Below are 26658 nucleotides of genomic sequence, written 5' to 3' on the forward strand. Positions count from 1 at the left end.
GTAAATGAATATCAAGAGTCCAAGGCGTTATCAGGAAACCTATACCTGAGTACAATGTTGAGTACAGGTCTCACCAACAAGAGAGCTAAGGCTGAGAGTATCTCCCCCACGATATCCCTATAATTTTATCTTTTCTCTGCTCGCAAGATCGCTCGCAAGGGATCTTGCGATCGAGGGGTGATTCACTCTATTCTTTCTATTGCATCCTCGATGAACTCAACGATCCTCTTAACAACCTCCCCGTCGATGTCTTCTGGCTGCTTTCCAACTGACTCCATTACATCCTTCCTCTTATTGTTTAGTTGGGTAACAACAAAAACCTTGAGCAGATCGAGATTTTTCTTCGCATCAACCTCAGCAATTTCGTTTTTTCTGTATTTCTCATAAACATTCTTTACATCATCGATAAACATCTTTTCAATTTTTGCCTCGCTAATTAGCTGATCTGCCATCTTCTGATCCTTATTTACCAAAAATTCCCTCAGCCTATCGAGATAAGAGTTTATGTACTCCATGAACAAGCTTCACCGTTCGTATTTAAAGAGTTTTTTATCTTTAATTTATCTTTAAGCTATCAAAAGACGCATTAGCTCCTTTCGGTATTCGTTGAATCTCTGATCCGTCCTGTTTCTTGGCCTCTTTAGGTCTATGAAAACCTCTCCAGCAACTCTGGATGGTTTTCGCGATAGAACTACAACCTTATCTGCAAGAAATACCGCCTCCTCTATCGAGTGTGTCACAAAAAGGATTGTAACCCTGTTCTCCATCCATATCCTCAGCAACTCCATTTGCATCTTAGCCCTCGTTAACTCATCCAGTGACGCAAACGGCTCATCCATCAGCAGTATTTCAGGATTGATAACTAAAGCTCTGGCAATCCCGATCCTCTGCCTCATCCCTCCAGACAAATGCTTGGGGTAGTAGCTCTCGTATCCTTTAAGACCAACCATCTCAAGAGCCTTCAAAGCCCTTTCTGCATCTTCAATTCCTCTGAGTTCTAGCGGGAAGGTCACATTTTCAAGTGCTGTCCTCCATGGAATTAGCCGGTCATCCTGGAAGACAAAGCCTATCTTCTCCCTGTCTATTTCTCTCCCCCTATACTTAATCGTCCCCTCAAAGCTCTCAAGCCCGGCTATTATTCTCAAAAGGGTTGTCTTACCGCAACCGCTCTCGCCCAGTATGCAGACGAATGAGCCTTCTTCAGCTTTGAATCTTATCCTATCAATTACCTTCTTTCCGTTGAAGCTCTTGCTGACATCCACCTCGAGCACCGGAACTACCTCCACCTCAGAAGCTTACTCTCAACCCTAACAACCAGAGTGCTCATGAGATATCCAATTATACCTATTGCGAGCATTCCGCTCAGTATCTCCTCAGTCCTCCCGCCTACCTCGTACATTACCATGATGAAATATCCAAGCCCCGAACCTGAGGTTGCGAGCATCTCGGCAGCGACTATCGTCATCCATCCAACTCCCAGACCGATTCTTATCCCGGAGAGCATTCCGGGAATTGAGGAAGGTATTACTATCTTCTTCAGAATCTCAGAATCGCTGGCGTTGAAGGCTTTTGCCATCTCAATTAGGTTTCTGTCGGTGGATCTTGCAAATTCCCTTACAGATAGCAGGCATGGGAAGAAAGCTCCAACGAACACGATGAAAATCTGTGCCGTCTGAACAGGGTTTGAGAAAGATGCAAATAATATGTAGCTCAGAGGTATCCATGCGAGGGGTGGTATCGGCCTGAATATTTCCGTGAATGTTGAAAGAAACTCATCAATGCCACGGTTCCATCCCATGACTATTCCAAGAGGTATGGCGATCATGAAGGCTATCGAGCTTCCTGCGATGACCCTCATGAGGCTGAAGGCTGAATGCTCGATCAGGTTTTTGCCCAGTACCGGCTCTGGATATATCAGCAGAAAGATGAACTTTTTGAGAACTGAATGAGGGTAGGGAACCATCACTCCAGCTATCACTATGAGATACCAGAGGAATATGAAAGTTAGAAATGCCGCAATCCTGTTTCTCATATCACTCCATATCATCCATTTATAATTCATCATTCACTTCGATACAACTTTCAGACCATGCTCCTCAGCCACGATCCTCAGCAGAAAGTCCTGAACTGTCCCATAACCTGGAATCGCTATCTTCCTCCCCTTCAGATCCTCTACCGAGTTTATGTAGTCCTGAACGACTATTGCACTACCCTCATTGTTCGCTCCTGCTACTATCCTTATTTTCGTGTTATCATTTATTCTCTTCAGGGTTGCCGGGGCTCCGCCAAGATATGCAACATCGATCTCGTTAACCCTGAACGCATCCATGACAGCTACTCCATTTTTGTACTGCTTAAGCTCATATCTCAACCCGGTCTGATCGAGATAACCCTCCTTTACGGCTATGTAAAGGGCAAGCTGATGCAGATCAGCTGTAAGATATCCAATTCTGATGTGTTCACTGGTTCTGGGAGTCTGATTCATCTCAACCATCTTCATCGCTTCCTCATAGACATCTTTCCTGAGAAAGTTCGAGAAGAATTCATCTTCATTCTCAAACCCGATTGTGTTAACATCCCTGACAAGTCCCTTATCCCTCAAAAACTTGAAGTACTTCCTGAACGCTTTCTCATCAGGATATGTTGTAAATTTGATGTTCTTCAAGGCATTCTCCACAACGTCCCTTTCAAGCCCGGTAAACTCGGATGCGTATTCTACGACTTTCTCTCTGTTTTCAGGGTTTTTTATGAAGCTGGTAGCCTTGATGTGGGCCCATACAACAGCATTCAAAGCTGACTCGTTTATATCTCCGCTAGCCACAACACAGCAGGGGTGGTTACTCCATATCTCATGTGATGTCAGCAATACCTTCCCATATTTTGCACCTTTTGAAACGAAAGGTTCCCATGCAACATAACCATCTATCTGCTTCAGCTTGAACTGCTCAACCATATCCGGAGGAGAGAGTCTGACAACATAGATCGCATTCTGCGTGCATCCGATGAATAGCAGAGCGATAAACAGTACAGCGATCTTTTTCATGTGTGATGCTCTTGAAAAATGTTGAAAAACCTTTCTATTAATCTTTCCACAAAGACAAAAATTTAGATACATCTGGAAAAATTTATGTTCTTAAAAATACATCTAGAAAGTATGATTGATAAACTTGTAAACGCACTCATTAAGGGAGATGAAGCGTTCAGCAGAGAGCTTGAAAGAGTCATACACGAATCGGGAATGGATCTGAAGCACTTTTCAGAGATCTGCGGTGTTCCATATCCAACGCTGTACAAGATAGTCAGAGGAGAGAGAAAACCCACAGCAACCACACTCCGAAAGATACTCAGAGCTTTCAAGAGGGATGAAGAGTTCATAGCGATAATAGCAACCAGATACATCCTCGAGGAGAGCAGTCTAGCAAAAAAATTTCCGAATGTCAGGACTTACTCTGCCAACAACTTCGAAGAGGCAATAGTCAATGCAGTCAGGGCCGAAAAGGAGGGTGCAAGGGCGATAATAGTCGCTCCTATACTTAGCTCAACAATTGAAAAAATTGTGGATGTTCCCGTGTTCACGATGAGGCCAAAATATAGCTTGATAAAGGCTGTTGAGGATGCGATGAAAAGGATTTAGACATTAATTAGATCTCTATTAGCTATACAGCTAAGATTATATTTATCTCCCGCATATAGGTATGAGCAGTCCGGAGATGCTTACATTGCAACTTCATTGCTATTAAACACAGCGTAAATCTATTTCCGTAATACTCAATTCGGCTTTAGAGTACAATAACTTTCTCCTTTTGTGCTTTTTAACTGACGAGCATTTTCCCCGATACACCCAGTAAATAGAGTACATTCTACTACTCTCTAAAATGGAAAGATTAAGTTATAAAACACCAAATATGGTAGATACAGAAAGAGCTGAACAATTTTGAGGTAGTGGAGAAGTTGATTGTTCATGTGAAAGGAAGCTTCCAACCATACACTAATACTCCTGCTCTGGCATTTTCCTCAGTATTTCTCATATGTGTTTCGAGTTCTATGAATTATTCCACGAAAAGGACATATAACTACTTTTCGGGTAATTGTTCAACGAAAACGGAGTTACTGCAAAACTGAGACATTTTTCTCCAATCTTTTACAAAACCTGGTCAAAGAAACTCTCTCATACACTTTTTCAATCCTAGGAAAGTATTATTGACAACAATGTAAAATTAAGTTGTCAGAAGTGTTATATAGTGTGCCATCCTGTTAGAGGCCTTGAGTAACTGACGGAATTTACTTGAGGAATAACTGAGGGTGGATTAGCCATCCATTGTCAAAACCGTATTGACGACGCCTCTCACCTGGCTGTTTTTCAATTAGAGGTTTGAGGAGGACTGAGAGTAAAAAAGAACCTGAGGTTCGTTGATTCAATTTCTATATCCACTTTTCCAACCTTTATATGCTCCTTTTATCACAAATTTTCTTTAAATAGTCATCCGGTTGGATTTTTCAATAGAAAGGAATTGACAAAGTGAGACGAGTTGCCAAAAAGAGTTGTTGCAAAAATAAGCCGAAGCATGAAATGAAGCAGTTATAGAGCAGCCCAATGAGCGAGCTTCGGAGGCTTCAGTGAAAAAACCCCGTAAGAGGTGATGTTGGTGTTGAAGATTGGAAGATTTTGGTTTGTTAGTGTTTGTCTTAGCGCATCGGTTTGAGCGTCTCAGTTAATGTTCTGGATAACGTATGCGAGGATAAGTACCTGAAGTCAAAAAAAACTGTGGTTTTAAATTTTGGTGATGTAACAACGTGGTGTAACAGCAAATTTTTAAAGTTTTAATCCTCTGCACCAGCCAACTCGAAACGGCGACACCAACAAACAGACCCCACAAGCTTTAAGTAAAATCCAGATCTAATACCAATCATGAGGAGGAGTGTTGTAGCGGGGCTTTTTTACCCCTCAGATTCTGAATCCCTGAAAGCTCAGATTGCGGAATACACATCAAAAAATCCTGATGATTCCGTCATTGCATGTGTTTCACCTCATGCGGGTTATATGTACTCGGGAAGGGTAGCTGGAAGGGTTCATTCCCTTCTGCCCGATGTTGAAACATATGTGATTATCGGCCCGAACCATACAGGGTATGGATCCCCCATCGCTGTATCGGTCGATGAGTGGGAGACCCCTCTCGGTGTTGTTGAGGTTGATGTGGAGTTCGTAAAAGCGATGCCCCACAGAATCATAGACATCGATGAGATAGCCCACAGAGAGGAACACTCCATTGAAGTTCAGGTTCCGTTTCTGCAGTATCTGCATAAGGACTTCAAGATAGTTCCAATATGTGTGGGAATGCAGGACGATGAGACTGCATACGAGATCGCTCAGGAGATAATAGCTGCGAAGGAGAAACTTGGAAGAGAGGTGGTTGTGATAGCCTCAAGCGATATGCACCACTATCTGCCAGATGAGAGGTGCAGACGACTTGATGAAGAGGTTATAAAAGCTATAGAGGAAATGGATGTGAGAAAGTATTTCTCGACAATATGCCGGCTTCAGGCAAGCGTTTGTGGATATGGTGTTATAGCCGTTGCAATGAACTTTGCGAGGCATTACAATGCCAAGGCTAATTTGGTGGCGTATGCCACGAGCGGTGAGGTGGCAAACAGGTCTAATGTCGTTGGCTATGCCGGGATAGTTTTTAATGTCTAATTCACATCGACAGGATACCGGCTTTAATTTTTCCCCTCAGAGATTACATAAAAGCCTCATTTAACTGAGTCAATCCTAACCCATACATTTCCAAACTTTTAAAAATTCCCCCGCAGAGAGGAGGACATGGATAAGTTCCTGGGAATCGACATCGGAGGAGCAAATCTGAAATATTCCGATCCAGAAGGAAATGGAGAGGTTATATACTTCCCTATGTGGAAAAAACATGCTGAACTGAAGAAGAAACTCATTGAGATTAAGGGGTTCACAAGTCCTGATGCTGCCGGAGTTGTGATCACTGCGGAACTGTCTGATGCCTTCAGATCGAAGGCTGAAGGAATTGAGATAATTTCCGGCATTTGCAGAGATGTCTTCGATGAAGTTTACTTTCTGGATGTTAACGGCAACTTGAAAAAGGAAATAGACGATCCTGAGCTGTTCTCTGCAAGCAACTGGGTTGCCTCAACCCTATTTTTAAAGAAAACCTATGATAACTTCCTTTTTGTCGATATTGGCTCAACAACCACCGATTTGATCCCTGCTAAGGAAGAAATCCTCGCAAACAGGACAGACTTTCTCAGGATGAAAGAGTTTGAGCTGATATACTTTGGAGTGTTGAGGACTCCGGTATCGTTTATAATGCCCTTTTACTCAGGCTTCAGAGTTTCTTCCGAGTTCTTCTCTATAACTGCAGACATATTCCTCGTCTGCGGTGACATAAAAGAAAAGGATTACACGGTTGAGACTCCAGACGGGAGAGGAAAGAGCTTGCATGAATGCATGCAGAGGATTTCGAGGGTTTTCTGTGCAGATTTGGATGAGGTAGGCAAGGACTTTATCAGGAATTTTGCAGCTTCATGCAGGGAAAAAATGATCTCTGAGGTGAAGGAGGCTATTGAAAGACATGTGAGCAGATACAGCCTTGACAGGATCATAGCGTGTGGTATTGGAGAATTTCTGATACGAGAGGCTTTTGAAAGGCTGGATTATGATTTGGAATACATATCACTTAAGGAGAAATACGGTGAGAGCTCCGACTTCTTCCCAGCCTTTGCGATGGCAAATCTTGTAAAAGAGATGAGAGAATGATCGTCGTGAAGCTTGGTGGTAGCGTAAAGAACAACTGGAAAACCCTGACAGATACTCTAATTTCAGTGTGGAGAGTTAAGGGAGAAAGCATCCTGATCATAACGGGTGGAGGGGAACTGGCAGATATTGTGAGGAAAATGAATGTTGATGACGAGAACTCTCACTGGATGGCAATAGCCTGCATGGAGATAAACAGTTACCATCTCCTGTCAATGTCTCCTGAGCTGAAAAAGATCGCTGTGAAAAGCGTTGACGAGATGAGCTTCGAGGGGGTTGGCGTTCTGCTGCCATACATGCTGATGATCAGCAAAGATCCTTTACCGCATTCATGGTCCGTAACTTCTGACTCAATAGCAATATGGGTCGCTGGAGAGCTAAATGCTGAAAAGATGATCAAAATCACAGATGTCGATGGGATATACAGGGATGGTATTCTGATCAATGAAATAAGGGCTGAAGAGTTAAACTTTAAAACATGTCTGGATGAGTACTCTCCAAAGCTGATAGGGCATTACGGTATCGATGTCTTTATCTGCAATGGCAACAAACCTGAGAGGGTAAAAGATTATATATTGAGAGATAAGCCTTTTGGAACACTCATAAAAGGGAGGTAATTGTCATGGAAGTTCACAAATGTATATCATGTGGGGAGAACCTGATAGGAATGAACTACGTGAAGTTCCCGTGTCCTAACTGTAATGAGAGTATATATCGCTGTAAGAGGTGTAGAAAGCTCGCAAATCTGTATAAATGCCCATCATGTGGATTTGTTGGGCCATAAATCATAAACCAAGGAGGGAGTCATATGGGCGATGTTGTAATGAAAATCAAGGTAATGCCAGCAGATGTTAATGTGGATCTCGAAAAGATCTACTCGGAGATAGAGAAAATCAAAAGCGAGAAAATAAGCCTGAGAGATAAGAAGATCCAGCCCATCGCGTTCGGCCTTAAAGCTCTGTTGCTTATGGCCGTAATGCCTGATGAGGGATCTATTGGAGATGAGTTCGTAGAAGCTATCAAAAAAATTGAGGGTGTTGAGAGCGTAGAGATCGAATCTGTGGAGCTTCTCTAAATTCTCTACCCTATTATTTATAAATAATGAAGATTAATAACTAATTAGCCAAAGTTCGTCTGGAACGCTATTACCTGGTCTATCAGGGTTATCTCTTCTTTTTCATCATGCACAGAAACGATGCCTTTAGCGTTCAGCCTGACCTCTGTTCTCTCACCATTCTTCAGATGGCTGATCCACCACTCTGTGAGCTTGTTGTTATCTATCTTCGTTATGAACTCGACCTTTGTTTTGCCACCTACTTCTTGCAAGATATTGCTCTCTCCCTCCCCAACCTTTATGCCGTTCATCTCTATTGTATAGCTTATCTTCTCCAGCATAACCTTCAGGTTGCTCTCGATCTCGGCTGTCGCGATTATCTCGGTGTAGTCCTTCGTGACCTCCCCCCATCTCGTATCCAGTGACAGGATCCTCACCTTTATGCCATTGAATCTTATCTCTTCCGGTTTGTCCAGCTTAAATCCTGAAAGGATGTTGGTCTCGACTGTTCTCGTTAGCTTGATCGGGTACTTGAATTCCGTCACCTTCAAATCGAATACGAGATCTCCCTCGAAGAGCATCGTTGATTTCTCTCCGTTTTTGATGTGGCTTACCCACCACTCAGGGATTTTGGAGTTGTCTATCTTCGTTGATAGCTCTATGGTTGATTCGGTGTTTGCAGCTATCTCTGATTTCAATGCTGAGCCATGACCCATCTCTATGGAGTTCATGTAAATCTTGGTCTCAACATCCTTCAGCGGGATGGGTACTGGATTGGGATTGTAAACCTTGATGTTGGTTATGACCTCAGAGTAATCCTCATGGATCCCACCCCAGTGATTTTCAATGCTCCTGATCTCCGGCTTTCCAAGCTTCACCTGACTGCATCCGGCGATTATGAAACCGATTATAATCAAAACTGCCAGCTTTTTCATAATTTATGGTAGCGAATAATACTATTAAAAATTTGGCTTGAGAAGAACTTAATAAATTGACCGAAAGCATAATATGAAATTTCAGGAAAGATTAAGATGTGATTAAATTCGCCCATCTTGCAGATGTTCATGTTGGCAACAGGCAGTACGGCAGTTATGAAAGGCAGATGGATTTTGCTCAGGCTTTTTTAAATGCGATAAAGTTTTGCGTTTCTGAAAAGGTAGATTTCATCATCATTTCCGGAGATCTATTCCACAAAAAATCCGAAATCGATCCGCTGACATTACTTCAGGTTAAGAAGGTGCTTGAGATACCAAAAAAAGCTGAAATACCCGTTATCGCTGTGGAAGGAAACCATGACTCCACATACTTCAGAGAGAACTACACGTGGCTGGACTATCTTGCTGGAAGTGATCTGCTGATAAACCTCAAGCCCAGTTTCGATGACGGGCTTGTTGTTGAGGAATGGGATGGGGAAGGTGCATACATAGATCTAGATGGGGTAAGAATATACGGAATGAAGTACTACGGCTCCCTTACTGAGAGGATACTGGATGAATATGCGAAAAAAATTAAAAGATCAGGATTCACGATATTCGTCTCGCACATAGGTGTTGAGGGGTATGTCAAGAACATGTATGGATGTATAGGCTCATCCAAGCTTCACAGGCTGAGGGGCAGGGTTGACTACATAGCACTGGGTCATGTTCACAAGGCTTTTGTTGAGGATGACTTCATTTTCAATCCTGGAAGCCTTGAGATATGTGACATATCGGAGGTTGATTACGACAGGGGGGTTTTCATCGTTGAGTTCGATGGAGAGGTCAGATACAGCCTGAGAAACGAGTTCTACAAACCAAGAGATTTTCTGATTGCAAAGTATCGATTCAAGGATAGAAGCTTCGATGATTTCTCGAAATTTTTGAGAGAGAGAGCCAGGAATCTGAACAGGCCTGTTGTTGATCTCACGATTGATGTTGAAAGGGAGATGAGGCTCAAGATTAACGAGGAAGAGGTAAGGAAGATTGTTGAGAGAGCCTGCAACCCGCTGCTCACAAGAATCCACTGGAATGTTGGTGGTTACTTTACTCCAATCAACCTAGATGGAGAAGCGAGAGAGAGTATTGAGAAGTCCGTGATAAAACAGCTTCTCGAAAACTATAGCTATGGAGACATATCCAGCGAGGTTCTTGATTTGAAGAGGATATTCAACTCTTCCTTCAATCTGAAGATGGTCGACAGGATGGTTGAGGACATTCTGTTTGAGTCCGGAAAGGATGATGAAAAGGATTATGAAAGTAAAATCGAAGATGACAGTAAAAACGAGGATTCCGAAGAGGATTCTGAAGTCTGGGACTGGAGGAGTGCTGTCAGCAAAGGAAAATAGCAGGGTGTAAATATGATACGGGAGGTTGTGCTTGAGAACATCAAGAGCTACGAGTTTGAGAGGATCGAGTTCAGCGAAGGATTGAATGCGATAATTGGTGAGAACGGTGCTGGAAAGACAACGATTCTTGAAGCGATAGGCTTCGCACTTTTCGACTCAATAGCATACAAGATATCCGATTTTCTGAGGAGGGGAGCGAAAAAGGGGCTCGTTAGAGTTAGATTCACCTCGCTCGATGGCAGGGATTACGAGGTTGTAAGAAAAATAACAGAAAGCGGAACATCGGAATACTACATAAACGATCTCGAAGCGGGCAGGGTTGCTGAAGGGAAAGACGTTCTCGAGTTCATAAAGTTAGCCTTCGGGATAGATGGCGACCAAAAAACCTTCTTTGAGAATGCTATAGGAGTTTTACAGGGAAAGATGACCTCTCAATTCCTTGAATCTCCAAGCGTGAGGAACAGGATATTCTCTCCGATAATCGGGGTTGAAAGCTACAAGAAAGCGTATGAAAGAAGCAGAGAGTACGAGAACTTCCTATCAGATAAAATTCACGATGGTGAGAAGAAGATCATCTCTCTCAAGAAAGATGTTGAGCTGAAGAGTAGCGTTGAGCAGGATCTCAAAAAGCTTAAAGCTAAGAAAGATTCTCTGATCAAAAAGAAAAAGATAATTCTAAAAGAGCTGAATGCTCTGAAGAAAAAACATGATGAGCTTTCTGAGATAAAAGATAAGATTGATGATTTAAAGCAAAAAATCTCCAGAAAACAGGACAAACTGAGCTCTGAGAAAGAGGATCTCTCCAAGCTCAAGCAGGAATTAAGTAAAATCCTTGAGATAGAAAAGAAAACTAAAGAGTTGGAGGCGTCATATAGGGAATACCTCGACCTTGAGAATAGGTTAGAGGAACTTGACGCTGAAGAGAGAGATCTGTCGAAAAAGTTGGATGAGCTTTCTGAGGTTTCAGTGGAAATCGAGAAGCTGAAAACTCAGATAAGTTCGACAAAAAAAGCTCTAAAAGAGATAGAAGAAAAAGAGAAGGAAATTGATGGGATCAAAGAAGATGCGAGAAGAGAGGAGGTGTTGCTGAAAGAGATTTCAGCAATAGAGTTGCTATCTGTGGAGAGAGATCAGCTGAAAAAGAGGCTCAGGGATATCACCAAGGACATCGAACAGAAATCCATCAAGCTGGAAGAGCTTAAGAGAAGAGAAGAGAAGTTCAGAGAGGCTATGGAGAAACTGGAAAAGCTCTCAAACATTGAGGAAAAGTATGAAAAACTTCTAAAGCTCTCGGTCAGGCTTTCTGAAGACAGGAAATCCATTATCGAGAACATAAAAGCTGTCAAAACAAATCTATGCCCCATTCTGGATGAAAAGTGTGATAGAATACATCAGAAGATAGATGATCTGGAGAGAAAGTTAAGGGTTGTTGAGGAGAGGCTTGAGGAAGTTGACAAAAAAATGAACGCAGCAAAAAAAGCCGTAGAGGTGAAGAACAGACTTGAGAGTGCAATATCAAAATTGAAGGCTGAACTGAAGCAGAAAGAGGAGATCGAAAATGAGATAAAAGAAAAAATAAAGACCAGAAATGAGATTGAGAGTAGAACAAAGGAGATCGACTCCAAACTTGAGCAAAAGGAGAATATAATTCAGGAGTTCGAGAGAGTTAAGGGGAGCCTTGAGAGATTGAAGATACTTGAATCCGAGATTGGCAAAAAATCTGATCTGATCGAGGAGCTAAAAAATCTGGAGAACAGGCTTGAGCATCTAAACAGTATTGCAAAGGATCTAGAGCCATCTAAATCGAAGTACACAAGTGTAAAAGAGGAGATCGAGAAGATCGCGAAAAGACTGAAGATTTTGAGGCCAGCATACGATAGCTACCTCTCATTAGCCCCTCAAATCAAGAAAAAGGATGAGCTAAAAAACAGGATTTCCGAACTTGAAGGAGGAATTAACAGGCTAAAACAGGAAATCGTGTCCATGGAAGTTCAGCTAAAATCTCTCGAAGAGAAATTCAACAGTGAGGAGTTCGAGAGCCTATCTCAGAAGATGCTTGAAATCATGAGCGAGAAGGGGAAGGTTGAGGGGGAGATTAAAGGTGTGAGCGAGAGCATAGAGAAGCTGGAGTCCAGCTTGGCCGAGCTTAAGGAGAGAGAAAAGGAGTATTTGAGACTTAAAGATGAGATGGACAGGTTGAAAAGAAAGCTCGAGTTTATCAGGGCATTGAGAGAGATCTTCAATCTTGCAGTGCCTGAAATAACGAAAGCTTATGTCTCTGCAGTATCTGAGATAGCGAACAGGTTCTTCTGTGAGCTTATGGATGACTACAATTGGGAAATTGAGTGGACAGAGGATTTCGGAATCAAAGCAAGGTACAGAGGAAGGGAGATAAGCTTTGCACAGATGAGCGGTGGAGAGCAGATGTGTGCTGCGATAGCGATAAGGCTTGCCCTGATGACGGTTCTCTCGAACATGAAGGTTGCCTTTTTCGATGAACCAACCCAGAATATGGACGAGGTCAGAAGAAAGAACCTTGCCATACAGCTTTCAAAAATAAAGGGATTCAGGCAGATATTCGTGATAACCCATGACGATACCTTTGAGGAAATGGTCGAGAACGCGATAAAAATCGTTAAGGAGAATGGTATCTCCAGAGTTGTGTGATGATCATATGCCGTTTGACAGGGTTCTGAACTCAAGGGTTATTGAAACGGTTTACGAAGTGAAGAGGTTTCTGGACAGCGAGTCCTATGAAGATGTAAAGCCTGAAATCGAGAGACTCAGAGTGGAGGTTGACTCAGAGAACTGGAAGTTCGAGGTTCTCAGGGATGTGAGGGTTGTTGGGGTTGACGGCAGCCAGCTCAGATACCTCAAGGAGTTCGGAGTGCCGTTCGGTGCCGTACAGGTTGCCAAACTGATTCTTATTCACGGGAAAGGGGAATACCGAGTAGACTACAGAACGAAGTGGGTGGAGAGTGATAAGAGCCTGGATCTCGAGAGGTTTGAGCTTGAGCTAAAAACGATGCTTGAGGAGCTTGAGAGCGATATTCTGTTCTTCGATGGCAGCTTTTCAGTTTCCTTTGCAAACCAGTACAGAAAGGATATAAGGGACAGATACTTCCAGCTCATAAGCGAGTTCCTGGAGAAGAGCAAAAACAGGGCTTTTGTTGTCGGTTTCATTGACAGAAGCTACTCGAAAGACTTATTCAGACCATACGATAGCTTTATCCTCAAAAACTATCTGAGGAACTTTGAGTACACAGAGCCAATGCCCTGTACGGAATTGAATGATGTTTTCTTCTCGTACCTCAAGATTGGAAACTCTGTAGTGAGGGTCGAGTTCCCGAAGTGGATGGCTGGAATGCATGATGTGTTCATGAGATATGTTGTCGCTGAATGTCTGCTCGGCAGCACCAGACAGTATCCGTATGTGCTCGAGAGGGCTCACATGTACGCTGTAATCAGTGAGAGGGAGAGGGAGATAATCGGCAAGATGATTGGAAGGGAGATATCATATAAGTGGATGGCAAAGTATCTCAGAAGGTGAGTTTATGAAGGTTATCAGGATCCTGAGTCAGGACGAGTTTGAGATCGATGGAGATCTGAAAGAGGGAGATGTTGTCAGGGTTGGAGATTGCTATGCGATTGTCATAAAGATCTATCACGAAGAGTCTGAGCTTTTGAGGTATCTTCACAATGAAGGCGAGATCAGGAGTTATCTTCCCGACATCAATCTTGGTAGAAGGATAGCGAGGTGTCTTTCCATAAAGAAGGATTTTGTGCCAGAGATAGGTGCTGATGCTGAGATAGTTGATGATTCCGAGCTTAAAAAAGCTCATCTGGTGGATGGGGAGTTCTCCATGCCATATCTTGTTCAGATGATGAGGAAATGCAGAGACAGAATGTGGATAGTCAGGGACTATCTGGAGAGGCTGATGAGAGCGATTCCCGAGGAGAGGGATGTTATCGAGATCATAAAGTCGGAAGTGGAGTACAGCATGCTCAGGGATGTGGAGGTTTGAGGGTGGGAATTAAGAGGTGACCTGATATGAAGGCGATAGGTCTCGTCAAGTCCGGAGAGGGTTTGGAGTTCAAATTCGTAACTCCGGATGACAAGCTAAGAAACGGTGAGTTCGTTTACTACATCTACAACGATAGGAAGGTTATCTGCAGGGTTGTGAAGAAGTCTCCTCTCAGGCTGTATCCCGACATATACCTCTCAAAGCCGAGCATCGATCCTGAAAGGATAATAAAGATTATGGGAATAAATAAAACTGAGTTTGAGCTTTTCGAGGTTACCGCGAGCATTATCGGCTACTACGACAGAAATCTGGGATTCGTTAATCCTCGAGTTATCCCGAAACCCGGTCAGAAGGTTTATCTTGCTGAGGAAGAGGTCATCTCTGAAACACTTTTCAAAAAAAAGCTGGGTGAGGTTGGATCGATACACATCGGCTACCTGCTGAATAGAGATGATGACGTTCCCGCCGTGCTTGAGACATCATCAATAGTAAGCGAGCACATGTGCATTCTCGCCTCAACCGGGAGTGGAAAGAGCTATCTTGCTGGAGTGCTGGTTGAAGAGCTTTTAAAGCCCCACAATTCCGCTTCAGTGTTAATACTTGATCCACATGGAGAGTACCACACGCTTAAGGAGATTGAGGGGCTTGATGAATTCAGAGATGAAGGATACTCGGCAAGGGTAAAGATACTCGAGAAGGATGAGATCAAGATCAGGCTTTCCGAGCTGGAATACGATGAACTGCTGAACATCCTGCCGAACCTCACCGACAAGATGGAGGCTATTCTCAACTCCGTTTACAGGGAGCTTGAAGGGACGAAGTTCACATCCAACGATCTAATCGATGCGATACAGCGGAGAGCAGAAGATGAGAGGGATGTTACTGCAAGGGCACTATCCTGGAGAATAAGAAGATACATCGAGAATGTTGAGATAATAGATGACTACATTCACATATCCCTCAAAGACATCCTGAGGCCAGGAATGGCGACGGTAATTCAGATGTCAGATATGGGAGACCTTGATCAGCAGCTTTTGACCTCAGTAATCCTGAAGAGGATTCTGAATGCCAGAATAAATGCCGAAAAAGGTCTGAGCGGGGAGAAAATAGAGTATCCAGTTTTTGTTATCGTTGAGGAGGCACACAGGTTCGCCTCCAGAGACTCCAAGAGCTTTGAGGTTCTAAAAACAATACTGTCAGAGGGTAGAAAGTTCGGTGTGGGAGTTTGCCTGATCAGCCAGAGACCCTCGAAAATTGATTCTGACATACTGAGCCAGTGCATGACCCAGATCATTATGAGGATCGTCAATCCAGCAGATCAGGACAACATCAGGGACTCTGTTGAGAGCATAGGAAAGGATCTGATAAGTGAGCTTCCAGGACTGACAAAGGGTCAGGCACTTGTTGCAGGAGTTGCTCTCAACACACCCGTGCTGATCAGGGCGAGAAAGAGGCTAACATCTCATGGAGGTGCGAGCAAGAACGCTCCGGAGATCTGGAGGAGATACAGCCAAGGCCATGGTTACAGCGAAAAGACTGAAGAGATAAGAATTCCGGCAAAACAGAGGAGACTCTTCTGGGAGGAATGACCTTATTCATACCTCAAAGCTTCTATCGGCTCGAGATTCGATGCCTTCCATGCCGGGTAGAATCCACTGATAACCGCTGTGATCATACCAAAGAAGATTCCCTTGGCAATTGCAAAGAATGTTGATGGAACGAACAGATACTCCACTGTGTGAAGCATTCCGGCCTCTATCAGGAATCCCGCAAAGATGCTCAGGATCCCGCCAATAACACTTCCGATTGCTCCAAGAATTAACGCCTCATAAAGGAAAACTCTCATAATCGTCTGTCTGCTAGCTCCAACAGCCCTCATAACCCCGATCTCTCTGGTTCTCTCGATGGTTGATATGAGCATTATGTTCAGGATGCTGACTCCCGCTACAAGCAGGGAGATTCCCGCTATTGCCAGCAAAAAGAGGTTGATCTGGTTGAAGGCTTCGGTTATCCTCTCAATTATGGTTTTCATCTCGAAAACTCTGACCTTGGTTTCCCTGGAGTTTATAAGCTTATCTACCGCATCCTTCAGCTCTTCTATGTTCTCTATCTTTTCAACCCTAACGATTACCATCGAATAATCTTTCTCGTTGAATAAGTTCTCAAAATCCTTCTCTGATATGAATATCGCGTTGTTTGGATTTATATCAAATCTGGCTCCCTCCTCCTCCAGTATCCCGGAGACTCTGAAGACTTCTCCCTCGATCGACAGTTTGACTCCAACCCTCAGATTGAGTTTCTCTGCAAGGTAGTTACCAACAACACAGCTACCTGAGAGCTTTATCGATCCCTTTTCAGCCTTGAACATCTCCTCTATGTCTTTCCTGCCCATCCCGTAAATGGTGGTGTAGGTCTTCTTGTTCTTGTACTGCACAACCCCAGACTTCATTTTTATCGGAGTCACGCTTTCCAGGAATGTCAGCTTCTCAATTTTCTTGACCGAATCTCTGTCTATCTTCGTGTAGCCGTGAGTGTAGGATGGGGTGATTATAACCTCGTTCGCAACATCCTGAAAGTTTTTGAGAACCGAGAGCTTCAGCCCCTCTCCAAAAATGCCTATCGATGCTATCGCCATAACACCGATCACAATCCCTATGATGGCCAGAACGCTTCTGACCCTCGTTCTCATCAGGTTTCTCTTGGCGAGTTCGAAGTACATGCGATCACCTATCCTACGATGCTTCCATCCAGTATTCTGACGGTTTTGTTCGCATACTCTGCAATGGACGGATCGTGGGTTACGATTATCAGCGTAACTCCCCTCTCATTTAGCTCTGACAGGATCTGCATTATTTTCTCCCCGCTTTTTGTGTCGAGGTTTCCTGTCGGTTCATCGCAGAGCAGTATCTCAGGGTTGTTCGCCAGTGCCCTCGCAATAGCAACCCTCTGCTGCTGCCCACCGCTCATCTCATTTGGCTTCCGCTTTGCTTCCTTTTCCAGTCCAACGAGGTTGAGAAGTTCAAAAGCCTTTTTTTCCCTCTCTCGCTTACTTATGCCCTTGAAAATCATGGGTAGCTCGACATTCTCTATCGCTGTAAGGGTTGGTATCAGGTTGTACTGCTGAAAAACGAATCCCACCGTATCCCGCCTCAGCCTTGTGAGGGTATCGTCATCAAGACCCGAGGTTTCAACACCGTTTATGATAACCTTGCCTTTTGTTGGCTTGTCAAGACAGCCTATCATGTTGAGCAGGGTTGACTTTCCGCTTCCAGACGGCCCCATTATAGCTATGAACTCTCCCCTCTTTACCTCCATCGATACTCCATTCAGGGCGTAAACTTCCTCTCCACCAATTTTGTAGATTTTATAGACATCTATTAGCTCTATAACCTTCATATTCTATCGATTTCTCTTCTTCCATGCATTTATCACCGCTATCGCTATAAATGCGATAACCACTACAGCAGCAATAACAGCATACGGAAAACCCTCTTTGCTTTCCACTTTCACAGCATTGATTTTAGCCTCGAAAGGTCGCTCAAGCTCGAACTTCTGCCCTATGCCATTTGACCAGAGTACCCTAACAACACCCTTCTCTGCATTAATCCTAAATTCGAATGTGTAAAAGTCCCCGGATTCAAGCTTTCCAACAAAGAAATCCTTTGTATCGTTTCCAGCCACAACCTCGATCACAACATCGCTGACATCACTTCTGCCCCCATTGGTTATGTCCCCAGTCACCTTCAAGCCACCATCGAGTTCCCTCTCGACTTCCAGATTGCTTATCCCAACAGCCTTCTCGTCTAAGGCCCTGACAGTAATGCGCTTTGAGATCGAATAGCTATTCCCGAGATCGTCATCGAATGTTATCGAGAAGGTTATCTCATTCTCTCCAGCTTTTGAAGGTGAGAACCTGTATGTCAGAATCGCAGTTTGCTTTGGCTCCAGAATTGCCAGCTCCTTAACCTCCCTGTACGAGTCCGAGGTGGCTGTGGCAACTATCCGGTAGATTGTATCCTCTCTCAAATTGGTTAGCTTCAGAGTGATGGGTGTCACATCCCCTATCGCCAGAACGGAATAGTTCGCTTCCGGATAGACAAAAACTCCCTTGCTTTCCTTGTAATCAACATTAACCGTCTGGACTATTTCGTGATAGTTCCTGCCATTGTAGAATGATATCCTGAACTTGAGCGGTTTTGCTTCCTTAGCCAGGAACTTGAAGGAACCATCGATTGTGCTGCTTTCAGAGTAAAGGGCTGAGGGTTCAGCCTCAAATAGCGGCTGAATCTTTATCTTCCTGATGTCTATATAACTCTCAACTGTGATTCCAATTTCGTTTACCTCATTCAGCATGATTTTTGTCTTCTTGAGGATTATGGAGGGATATTTGTCCAAGACAACAACATTGAAGATCTGCTTTTTTGTCGTATTTCCAACAATCGTCATCTCAACCTTGTATGTTCCCGCCTTCTTGGCTTTAATCGTTATTGGAAGCTCATAGCTGCTCCCTCTGCTTATCTCTCCAATACCCAAAACGAGTTTTGGATTTATTTCGAGATCTGAATCAAAAGATATCAGGCTGATCTTTTCATCGGTGGTTGCGTAAAGCGTTATCTTGCAATCAGCTACATCTCCGGGAAGCAGGATCTCAGGATTGATCTCCACCTTCGTAACCTCAATAGCTCCAGTTTTTGAAATCAGCATCAGCGATAATATTAAAATGCCGAGAGCAATGGATCTAATAAATCTCATAACCTGAAATGATTAGCTAAATATAAAAATTTTTTGAGTTAAATTTTTTATGTAGTTTTCAAATTATTTTCCTGTATTAGATTTCTTTTAAGACTCTACAGCCTTCTGTCTTTGGGAACGAAGTTGATTATTTTTCCATTCCTGAGCTTTCCACAGCCGATAAAATAGGAGCCATACTTCAGAATGACATAACCCTCTGAGACATCAGTCTGGTTAATCTCGATAGCTTCTCCCCTCATCCATCTTAGTGCCTTCTCCTCATCAACCTCAACAACATTTTTCTTCGCCACTTTTCCAACAATGAAAGACCCTTCCATGGATAGTCTTAGGCCATCTTTCTCAATTGTTGCAAAGTACAGTCCCTTTGACACCGCTCTAACTCCAAGGTTCCCGCATGAATACGCATAGATCCTCCTCTTGCCCCTCTCGTAGAAGCTCAGGTTTAATGTCACACCCCATCTCTCTTTCAGTGCTTCGTTAATTTTTCTACCAATCTCGCTTTCCATGTCAACCCTCCTTGACAATTTTCGCAACAAAAAATCCTTCCGTATCATTATCCTGCGGGTGTATCCTCAGACAGTGCTTTACGCTATCATCGAACTCAACACCATCAAACTCCCTGAAGCATCTGGTTCTCTTCACCGGCAGATCTATTTTTTCCACCCTCGCAGAAGTTGTTTTCAGCAGGCTGTCAATCACAGCCTCGTTCTCCTCAGGATCAAGTGTGCAAGTGGAGTAAACAAGAACTCCACCTTCCTTCAAAGCTTTATACGCAGACCTGATCAGCTGTTTCTGAAGTCTTGATAAAGCGATAACATCCCTCTGTTTCCAGATCTTGAGATACTTAAAGTTCTTTCTGATCATCCCGACATTACTGCACGGTGCATCAAGCAAAACTCGATCAAATGTGTTCTCAAACCTACCAAAAGCCCTGCCATCCATCATCGTAACGATCGCATTAGTCACACCGCACTTCTGGATGTTGGAGATCAGGATGTTGACCCTTGAGAACTTGACATCGTTGGCTATAATACAACCGGTATTTTCCATGTAGCTCGCTATCTGCGTTGTCTTCCCTCCCGGAGAGGCTGCCATATCCAGAACCATCATTCCCTGCCTGACATCGAGAACCACTGGAGGGATCATGGAACTTGCTTCCTGTGAGAATATTAGGCCGAGCTGATGTTCCATTGTCTTCGTTATTTCCATCTCACCTTCAATCTCACCTTCAACGAAAAAGCCTTCTCTGCACCAAGGAACCCGTTCAAGCCTGAAGTTCCTTTTCAGGTTATTTACTACCACATCAACATCAGCCTTTAAGGTGTTGACCCTGATGCTCTTTCTCAGGGGCTTTAGCATGTAATCGATAAACTCATCGGATGAATCTATGAGGGAGTATCTTTCAAAAAACTCCGGATTCAATTTGAATACATTATCCTGAACCATGGTAGAGTTTAAGCTGACATGATTTTAATAGTCTGTGGCCCATTAGCTAATAGATTAGCTAAAAAACTCCTAGTGGCCTTCCGCCAAGAGTTGCTCAACTACCCCAAACCTAATCAAAAGCATCCTCCAGCTCTTCTCCGCTGAAAACCGGTCCTTCTACACAAACTCTCGATCCATCCTTCAGCACACATGTTCCACAAACCCCAATGCCGCACTTCATGTAACTTTCCAAGGAAAATTCTGCCTTGCTCAGCAGATTCCTTTCCTTCAGAATCCTATATGCCGCAATCAACATACCTTCCGGCCCGCAGATGTATATCTTGTCGAACCCTTCAAGATCCTTGCCTCTCATTAGATCGATTACAGTTCCCTCATATCCTTCCGATCCATCTTCGGTTGAGAGTTCAACACTTTCGAATCGATCCTTCCATATCAGATCTGCAGAGGTTTTGCCTCCAAATATCACATGGACTTCCGCACCAAGGTTTTTAAGGTAATCATGGAGGTAGTAAAGCGGTGCCGAGCCTATACCCCCTGCCACAAGCAGAGCCTTTCCATTAGTTGGTGTAAATGGCTTCCCAAAAGGCCCTCTTATGCCTACTAGCTCTCCAGTTCTTATCCTCACAAGAGCTTCAGTAGTCGTTCCAACAGCCTTAACAGTCACAGAGTACGGAGAGGAGAGGCTCAGCGGGATCTCTTCATAGTCAAAAAGGTTCAGCATTACGAACTGCCCTGGATACGACCTGAGCTTTGAATTGAAGAATATCGTTGATACCGTTTCTGAATGCTTTATTATCTTGTCAACCTTCAAGCTGAACATTCAACCACCTTCATTTTTTATGAGCCAGCCCGATAATTTCCTCAAGCCGAATCTTTTCCTTCCTCGCATATGCCTTGAGGCTCTCCTTCAGGCTGTAGAATATCCTGTAGCTGTAGAAGAATGCCGAGCCTATCTGAACAGCACTCGCTCCAGCGAGCATGAACTCCACAACATCCTTCCAGCTTGTAGCCCCACCGGATGCGATTATCGGGATGTCAAGCTCCTCATAAAGATCCCACACAACCTTCATTGCAACTGGTTTAACAGCCTCCCCACTGTATCCACCACTGACATTGGACAGGATGGGTTTTTTAGATCCGATATCTATCGCCATTCCCTTAAGGGTGTTTATAGCAACAACACCATCCACTCCAGCCTCCTCAGCAGACTTGGCAACCTCGATATAGCTGGAGAAAGCAGATATCTTGGCAAAAATCGGCCTCGATGTCTCTTTTTTCAGTCTCCTTACGATATCCCCAACCAGTTCTGGATCGTTTCCAACCGTTAAGCCGAGACCTTTAACATGAGGACAGCTCAGATTCAGCTCAAACGCATCCGCCATGTCGAAATATCTGGCAATTTCCACAAATTCGTCGGGATTTGATGCGAAGAGGCTGACTATAAGCTTAGCATCACCTCGATAATTTTCCAGCTCTAAAGCGAACTTTTCAGCTCCGGGAGAGGATAAACCCACGGCATTGAGTAAGCCATGGGGAGTGTTGACCACAACAGGATTTCTGTAACCCTCTCTTTCCTCAATCCCTACACTTTTCGCCACCAAAGCCCCAGCATGCTCGGATAGCCGGTTAAGGGAAGAAGAATAACTGCCAAGAATTCCACTCGCCAGAATGAGTGGATTTTGTAGAGTTAGCGATGAGATCTGAACTTCAAGCATGCTAAAATGTGGCTTGGGGTTTATATAACCTTTACTTAGAGGTGTATGATATTCCATAGGTAATGATTGTTACATGCCGTTAACACAGATCGTATCGAATTTGATAAAATTAATTATTCTAACAAAATTAAAAAAATTTAAATGTTTCAAGTTATTATTGTCATGACTATTTGAACTAAAAACTTGGGATACAGAATTTCCCGAACTTGGTTTCCTCTCAGCCCTAGAAGTGTTCATGTTGATGTTACATCGAGGTGTCCGCTTGAGTGCAGCTACTGCTACACTACTCGGAGAAACGAGATGAGCAAAAAGGAGTTTCTGAGGCTGATCTCAATAATCTCAAGCATGGAGGTGGAGAAACCGCTGTACAGGAAAGATTTCTTTGAGATTGCGAAGTTTGCTGAAGACTGCGGTCTTGTCGTAAACCTAACAACAAACGGCTTTCTGGTGAATGAGATATCTAAAAACTACAGCAAACTCAGCATGTTCAGCCAGATCAACATATCGCTCGACTCTATAAGCAGAGAGGGATACACGAAGATCAGAGAGTATGATGGGTTTGAGAATGCCATGAAACTACAAAATGTTCTTATATTTCCACCAATCTCTCTCGATTATGAGCGAAGAGGGAGAACTAAAAATTAGAATGCCTGATGGAAGGATCGTTTCTGCAAAAAAGATGAATTTCAAACCAGTAAGAGAAGAATGGAATGAATATGAGCTAGAAGATGGCTCAAAGCTATATGTTAAGCTTGTATTGGTAGATGTTGTCAGGCTTGACGATTTCAGTCCAATAGGTGAACCCATATACCAAATAGTATCACAGAACTTGGTCAAGGTTAAAGCATCCAAAGAGGCTCTGGAGGATGTTTTGAGGAGGACTGAGAGTAGAAGGGGTGGTCCTGAGGTTCGTTGAAAAAGATAAGGGAGATGTGAACTACCCCCCTGCTCACGCAAGGAGCTTCCTGCTTCTATCACCGAACTACCATCATCGGTAGCTCTTTCAGCCGACCTAGGCAGAGGTTCGGTGTCCACAGGCGTAACTTCGGGCTGTCCCAGCCCTAGGCTACCTTGCGGTAGCAAGGAAATATACGGTAGAGAAGATATAAATAATTTGCGGGCTATCATCCCCTCCCTTGCGGAAAGGGGACTTCCCGCCCGCATTAGTTAAAAACATCAAAATGGTTTTGAAGTATCTAGAGTTTAGGGTCCTTCTCAAGCTAACTCTAAGCCAACCTATGCAACACCCTTGATATCGTCGTGGTAGAAGATTGCGAAGAAGAAGTTGTCGTAGATGATTCTATCCGTAATTACGATATCGTGTTTTTCCAGTTCTTGTCTTCTCTCTTCTCCTGCTCTTTGAACACTTCAAGCTGGAATCCCTCGCAACCTCCGAAATGCTTTCAAGCCACTCTCTGAGTCTTTCTTGATTCAAACTCTGTTCATTCAGTATGGGTCTTCCAGTTCCCAAATCCAGCATGGACTAATTGGAAAGAGAAGAGCTTATAGCTTTACACGCCACTCTAAAAGTTATGGTAGGGATTAGAACTCGAAAAAAGGATGCCCGGAGCCGGATTTGAACCGGCGACTATGCGGTCTTCAGCCGCACGCTCTCCCAGGCTGAGCTACCCGGGCATGTTCGTACATATTCCAATTGTGCTTTTAAGGTTTTCTGTTGAGTTTAACATTGTTAATTTTGGCATTTAAAAATATCTATTAGTTGTTCAAGACCTCAAAGTCATAACCTATTCAACAAAATTGAAAAATACATATGGAACTGGAGACACCAGTTACAGTCATTCCCACTTCTATGTCGCTAGCGCCTTCAAACCTGAAATGAGGAAGGCTACTGCGCCAACGCAAGAAAGATCAATCCACCAACTGATTAAATTATTATTTAATGAAAGAAATAATTTATCCCCGGCAAGGACGACAAGACCGCCATAAAACCTAGAATTTCTGTTTTACTTGTTGCAGCACCCCCCACAAAAGAATTTAAATGGGCTCGCCCGGATTCGAACCGGGGACCTCCTGCGTGTGAGGCAGGCGTCATAACCACTAGACTACGAGCCCCCAGATTACCTACTAACCAAAAATATTTGAATATTTTGGTAACTTTAACTTCCAGCACTCTACATTAAACCAAACCAAAATCTTCCATCACAACCTTGGCCACCTCAATTCCAGACCTTATGCTCCCGTTCATGCTCCTCTCCGGATAGTTGTGCCTTGATGTCATCCCTGCCACATAAAATCCCTTAACCCTTGTTCTGTAATCCGTTATCTTCCGCAAATAACCCTTCTCATATATAGGCCCGCTGAATCTGGCTTTAAACACCCTGATCCAGTTTATTGACTCGCTACCAATGCCAAACCTCTCAAGCTCTTTCATGTACAGCTTCTCAAGTTTATCGTTAGATGTGTTGAACAATTGCCCCTCAGGAGTTGAGTAGCTTGCGAGATATATTACATGCTCGCCATAGTCCTCAAAATCCATAAAGTTCGTGTGCTCTATTATCGCTCCAAAAATACTCGGATTCTTCAGGTTTATCCAGTAAATATCCTCTGTTATCCCCTCTTCAGCCCCGATCAGCGCACATACGGAACTCTGGTACTTAGTCTCAGGAAGTCCAGCAGCCCTTCTAAGCTCTCTATCGAGTGCTGGAAGCGGGGCAGTGTATACCACCGCATCGAACCTCTCACCCATTACAGCGAATTTCTCTCCGGCCTTCGCTATTGCAGCCTTGGAGAAAGCTATGTCTACACCCTCAGCTAACCTCTCAACAAGCTGCTGAAATCCTCCCTTAAGATATCCCAGCTCCTCACCGCTATACCTCCTGTTGCTCCTTATTGATACCCTTGCCAGAAGCCATGCATAACTCACTCTCTCATAATTCTCCCCGAACTTGCTCTTCAGAAGGGGGAGGAAGAAATCATTGAGTAGCTCGTCTCCAAGCTCGTCCCTTATTCCTTCCACCACCCCAACATCATCAAAATCTATGAAATTTCTCTTCTTGGCTCTGAGTGTAAACCTCGCAAGCCTTACTTTATCCATTAGCCTCATATATGGGTATCTGAGTATCTCAAAAGGTGTGTTCAGCGGATATATTCTGCCATCAACAGCAACACCCGTCCTCGCAATCCTCCAGACAAGTTTTCCTGAGAGCCTGAGATCACGAATAAGCTCAATCAGATGTTCATCATTTCTAAAGCAGTGATGGTAGAACTTCTCTATCCAGTATCCCCTCTCTGAGTTGTAGTATGAGGACAAAAGCCCTCCGGCGCTCTCGCTCTCGAAAACCTTCACATCCGCATACTCGCCAAGCAGCCTTGCACATGTGAGTCCAGTAAGTCCGGCACCGATTACAGCAACCCTCATGTTGTGTATTCCGCATTTAGTTTCACATAGTCGTATGTCAGGTCACAGCCTATCGCATACCCATAGCCATCTCCCAGCTTCAGCCTGACAGCAATCCTGAAGTCGTCATTCTTTCTCATGAACTCCTCCGCTTCACTTTCTCTGCCTGTCTGCTTACCTTCATCGAGCAGTGCTATGGATTCATCATCATTCTCGAAAATCAGGGTTATATCCTCTGATATGTCCACCCCGGCATAGCCAAGGGCAGCTATTATCCTTCCCCAGTTTGGATCGCATCCAAATACTGCCGTCTTTACCAGCAAAGAGCTTGCAACAGATTTTGCGAGGTTGAAGGCATCTTCATCACTCTTCGCCCCATGAACATGCACTTCAAAGACCTTTGTAGCTCCCTCTCCATCCCTGACTATCATCTTTGCGAGGTTGAAGCAGACCTCCTTCAAAGCAAGCTTGAAGGTCTCTTCATCCACCTCCACCTCATCAGTTGAGATCAGGAGAACTGTATCATTCGTGGATGTATCTCCATCAACGGTCATCACATTGAACGATCTATCTACGGCATATCCCAAGCAGTCATACAGGTTCTCAACCTTTGCGTTCGTGAATATGAATGCAAGCATCGTTGCCATATTGGGAGCTATCATCCCCGCTCCCTTGGCAACTCCAGCAACAATACAATCACCGAACTTAACTGCAAACTCCTTTGGGTAGCGATCAGTCGTCATTATCGATTTTGCAAACTCTTCCGCAGACTTTCTGGATGCTGATAGCCTGCTATACACCTCATCAACCTTTTTTTCTATCCATTCCATATCGAGCTGCCTGCCTATAACTCCAGTGGAACAGACCGCAACCTTCTCTGCATCACAGCCAATCTTCTCCGCAAGCAATTCTGCCATCCTCTTCGCGTTTTTAATTCCCTCCTCTCCAGTATAGGCATTGGCATTCCCGCTGTTTACGATTATACCCTCAACCCATCCATTCTTTATGTGTTCAGATGTGACCATAACCGGTGCAGCTTTTATCCTGTTCTCGGTAAAAACCCCAGCAACCCTACCTCTGCACTTAACAATCCCAAGGCCGTTCTTTCCCTCCTTCACACCATAACACTCAAGTCCGGTTATGGCATTGATTGAGTCGTTCAACCTCAAAATCTCCACCATCCCTGAAACCTCTGCCCATCGCT

General features: G+C 43.9%; 28 protein-coding genes and 2 tRNA genes. 13 read left to right on the forward strand and 17 right to left on the reverse strand.

Annotated elements, in window-relative coordinates; all coding sequences use genetic code 11:
• Positions 1-182: 182 nt before the first annotated feature.
• From ASULF_RS01785 to ASULF_RS01800, 4 genes are read right to left on the reverse strand one after another with little or no spacing between them, the layout of a single operon-like run.
• A complete protein-coding gene (locus tag ASULF_RS01785) occupies positions 183-515 on the reverse strand; it encodes a hypothetical protein (RefSeq protein WP_015589984.1) in 333 nt (110 codons plus the stop codon).
• 51 nt (positions 516-566) lie between these two features.
• Positions 567-1286 carry an ABC transporter ATP-binding protein gene (locus ASULF_RS01790; RefSeq protein ID WP_048098080.1) on the reverse strand — a complete coding sequence of 240 codons (720 nt, stop codon included), beginning with the start codon at positions 1284-1286 and terminating at the stop codon, positions 567-569.
• Complete coding sequence (locus ASULF_RS01795) at positions 1277-2032, reverse strand: ABC transporter permease (RefSeq protein ID WP_015589986.1); 756 nt, start codon at positions 2030-2032, stop codon at positions 1277-1279. The genes ASULF_RS01790 and ASULF_RS01795 overlap by 10 nt, the downstream gene beginning before the upstream one ends.
• 33 nt (positions 2033-2065) lie before the next feature.
• Positions 2066-3043, reverse strand: a complete 978-nt coding sequence (locus tag ASULF_RS01800) for an ABC transporter substrate-binding protein (RefSeq protein WP_015589987.1) — start codon at positions 3041-3043, stop codon at positions 2066-2068.
• Positions 3044-3154: 111 nt separating this feature from the next.
• Here ASULF_RS01800 and ASULF_RS01805 point away from each other — a divergent pair, with 111 nt between their 5' ends.
• The 6 genes from ASULF_RS01805 (at position 3155) to ASULF_RS01825 (ending at position 7856) form a co-directional block, all read left to right on the forward strand.
• Complete coding sequence (locus ASULF_RS01805) at positions 3155-3634, forward strand: helix-turn-helix domain-containing protein (RefSeq protein WP_015589988.1); 480 nt, start codon at positions 3155-3157, stop codon at positions 3632-3634.
• A gap of 1275 nt (positions 3635-4909) precedes the next feature.
• On the forward strand, positions 4910-5695 hold the full coding sequence (locus tag ASULF_RS01810; RefSeq protein WP_015589989.1) for an MEMO1 family protein: 786 nt from the start codon (positions 4910-4912) through the stop codon (positions 5693-5695).
• 126 nt (positions 5696-5821) lie between these two features.
• Positions 5822-6784 (forward strand): hydantoinase/oxoprolinase family protein, encoded by a 963-nt coding sequence (locus ASULF_RS01815; protein ID WP_015589990.1) that lies wholly within the window; start codon positions 5822-5824, stop codon positions 6782-6784.
• The gene (locus ASULF_RS01820) at positions 6781-7398 is read left to right on the forward strand and encodes an amino acid kinase family protein (RefSeq protein WP_015589991.1); all 618 of its coding nucleotides are present in this window, start codon (positions 6781-6783) and stop codon (positions 7396-7398) included. The genes ASULF_RS01815 and ASULF_RS01820 overlap by 4 nt, the downstream gene beginning before the upstream one ends.
• A gap of 5 nt (positions 7399-7403) precedes the next feature.
• Positions 7404-7565 carry an HVO_2753 family zinc finger protein gene (locus ASULF_RS11470; RefSeq protein WP_015589992.1) on the forward strand — a complete coding sequence of 54 codons (162 nt, stop codon included), beginning with the start codon at positions 7404-7406 and terminating at the stop codon, positions 7563-7565.
• A 24-nt stretch (positions 7566-7589) separates the two neighbouring features.
• Positions 7590-7856: an elongation factor 1-beta gene (locus tag ASULF_RS01825; RefSeq protein WP_015589993.1), complete on the forward strand. Its 267-nt coding sequence runs from the start codon at positions 7590-7592 to the stop codon at positions 7854-7856.
• A 44-nt stretch (positions 7857-7900) separates the two neighbouring features.
• Here ASULF_RS01825 and ASULF_RS01830 read toward each other — a convergent pair whose 3' ends face one another.
• The gene (locus tag ASULF_RS01830; RefSeq protein ID WP_015589994.1) at positions 7901-8770 is read right to left on the reverse strand and encodes an LEA type 2 family protein; all 870 of its coding nucleotides are present in this window, start codon (positions 8768-8770) and stop codon (positions 7901-7903) included.
• A 98-nt stretch (positions 8771-8868) separates the two neighbouring features.
• Here ASULF_RS01830 and ASULF_RS01835 point away from each other — a divergent pair, with 98 nt between their 5' ends.
• From ASULF_RS01835 to ASULF_RS01855, 5 genes are read left to right on the forward strand one after another with little or no spacing between them, the layout of a single operon-like run.
• Positions 8869-10158 (forward strand): metallophosphoesterase family protein, encoded by a 1290-nt coding sequence (locus ASULF_RS01835; RefSeq protein WP_015589995.1) that lies wholly within the window; start codon positions 8869-8871, stop codon positions 10156-10158.
• A gap of 12 nt (positions 10159-10170) precedes the next feature.
• On the forward strand, positions 10171-12825 hold the full coding sequence (locus ASULF_RS01840) for an AAA family ATPase (protein ID WP_015589996.1): 2655 nt from the start codon (positions 10171-10173) through the stop codon (positions 12823-12825).
• 7 nt (positions 12826-12832) lie between these two features.
• The gene (locus ASULF_RS01845; protein WP_015589997.1) at positions 12833-13708 is read left to right on the forward strand and encodes a DNA double-strand break repair nuclease NurA; all 876 of its coding nucleotides are present in this window, start codon (positions 12833-12835) and stop codon (positions 13706-13708) included.
• A 4-nt stretch (positions 13709-13712) separates the two neighbouring features.
• Entirely contained in the window at positions 13713-14183 is a 471-nt protein-coding gene (locus ASULF_RS01850) for a hypothetical protein (RefSeq protein ID WP_015589998.1), read from the forward strand.
• Positions 14184-14209: 26 nt separating this feature from the next.
• Positions 14210-15772: an ATP-binding protein gene (locus tag ASULF_RS01855; RefSeq protein ID WP_015589999.1), complete on the forward strand. Its 1563-nt coding sequence runs from the start codon at positions 14210-14212 to the stop codon at positions 15770-15772.
• 2 nt (positions 15773-15774) lie between these two features.
• Here ASULF_RS01855 and ASULF_RS01860 read toward each other — a convergent pair whose 3' ends face one another.
• The 7 genes from ASULF_RS01860 to ASULF_RS01890 form a co-directional block, all read right to left on the reverse strand.
• The gene (locus tag ASULF_RS01860; protein ID WP_015590000.1) at positions 15775-16902 is read right to left on the reverse strand and encodes an ABC transporter permease; all 1128 of its coding nucleotides are present in this window, start codon (positions 16900-16902) and stop codon (positions 15775-15777) included.
• Between the two features lie 8 nt (positions 16903-16910).
• Entirely contained in the window at positions 16911-17579 is a 669-nt protein-coding gene (locus ASULF_RS01865) for an ABC transporter ATP-binding protein (RefSeq protein ID WP_015590001.1), read from the reverse strand.
• A 3-nt stretch (positions 17580-17582) separates the two neighbouring features.
• Complete coding sequence (locus ASULF_RS01870) at positions 17583-18935, reverse strand: COG1361 family protein (RefSeq protein ID WP_015590002.1); 1353 nt, start codon at positions 18933-18935, stop codon at positions 17583-17585.
• 95 nt (positions 18936-19030) lie between these two features.
• Positions 19031-19441, reverse strand: a complete 411-nt coding sequence (locus tag ASULF_RS01875) for a methyltransferase RsmF C-terminal domain-like protein (RefSeq protein ID WP_015590003.1) — start codon at positions 19439-19441, stop codon at positions 19031-19033.
• Position 19442: 1 nt separating this feature from the next.
• Complete coding sequence (locus ASULF_RS01880) at positions 19443-20381, reverse strand: NOL1/NOP2/sun family putative RNA methylase (protein WP_015590004.1); 939 nt, start codon at positions 20379-20381, stop codon at positions 19443-19445.
• Positions 20382-20490: 109 nt separating this feature from the next.
• Complete coding sequence (locus ASULF_RS01885; protein ID WP_015590005.1) at positions 20491-21201, reverse strand: dihydroorotate dehydrogenase electron transfer subunit; 711 nt, start codon at positions 21199-21201, stop codon at positions 20491-20493.
• Between the two features lie 10 nt (positions 21202-21211).
• Entirely contained in the window at positions 21212-22096 is an 885-nt protein-coding gene (locus ASULF_RS01890) for a dihydroorotate dehydrogenase (RefSeq protein ID WP_015590006.1), read from the reverse strand.
• A gap of 183 nt (positions 22097-22279) precedes the next feature.
• On the opposite strand from ASULF_RS01890, the gene ASULF_RS01895 reads away from it, so the two are divergent.
• Together ASULF_RS01895 and ASULF_RS01900 are read left to right on the forward strand one after the other, a co-directional pair.
• A complete protein-coding gene (locus ASULF_RS01895) occupies positions 22280-22741 on the forward strand; it encodes a radical SAM protein (RefSeq protein WP_048098082.1) in 462 nt (153 codons plus the stop codon).
• Entirely contained in the window at positions 22713-23012 is a 300-nt protein-coding gene (locus ASULF_RS01900; protein ID WP_015590008.1) for a hypothetical protein, read from the forward strand. The genes ASULF_RS01895 and ASULF_RS01900 overlap by 29 nt, the downstream gene beginning before the upstream one ends.
• Before the next feature lie 384 nt (positions 23013-23396).
• On the opposite strand, the gene ASULF_RS01905 is transcribed toward ASULF_RS01900, so the two are convergent.
• The 5 genes from ASULF_RS01905 to argJ form a co-directional block, all read right to left on the reverse strand.
• Complete coding sequence (locus tag ASULF_RS01905) at positions 23397-23576, reverse strand: hypothetical protein (protein WP_048098083.1); 180 nt, start codon at positions 23574-23576, stop codon at positions 23397-23399.
• Positions 23577-23657: 81 nt separating this feature from the next.
• Positions 23658-23731 (reverse strand) — tRNA-Phe (locus tag ASULF_RS01910).
• 365 nt (positions 23732-24096) lie between these two features.
• Positions 24097-24169: transfer RNA gene (locus tag ASULF_RS01915), tRNA-Val, on the reverse strand.
• A gap of 64 nt (positions 24170-24233) precedes the next feature.
• Entirely contained in the window at positions 24234-25475 is a 1242-nt protein-coding gene (locus ASULF_RS01920; RefSeq protein WP_015590009.1) for an NAD(P)/FAD-dependent oxidoreductase, read from the reverse strand.
• Positions 25472-26635, reverse strand: coding sequence for a bifunctional ornithine acetyltransferase/N-acetylglutamate synthase (argJ, locus tag ASULF_RS01925; protein WP_015590010.1), 1164 nt, complete (start codon positions 26633-26635; stop codon positions 25472-25474). The genes ASULF_RS01920 and argJ overlap by 4 nt, the downstream gene beginning before the upstream one ends.
• Positions 26636-26658 lie beyond the last annotated feature (23 nt).

This window comes from Archaeoglobus sulfaticallidus PM70-1 (assembly GCF_000385565.1).
GTDB classification, from domain to species: Archaea; Halobacteriota; Archaeoglobi; order Archaeoglobales; family Archaeoglobaceae; genus Archaeoglobus_A; species Archaeoglobus_A sulfaticallidus.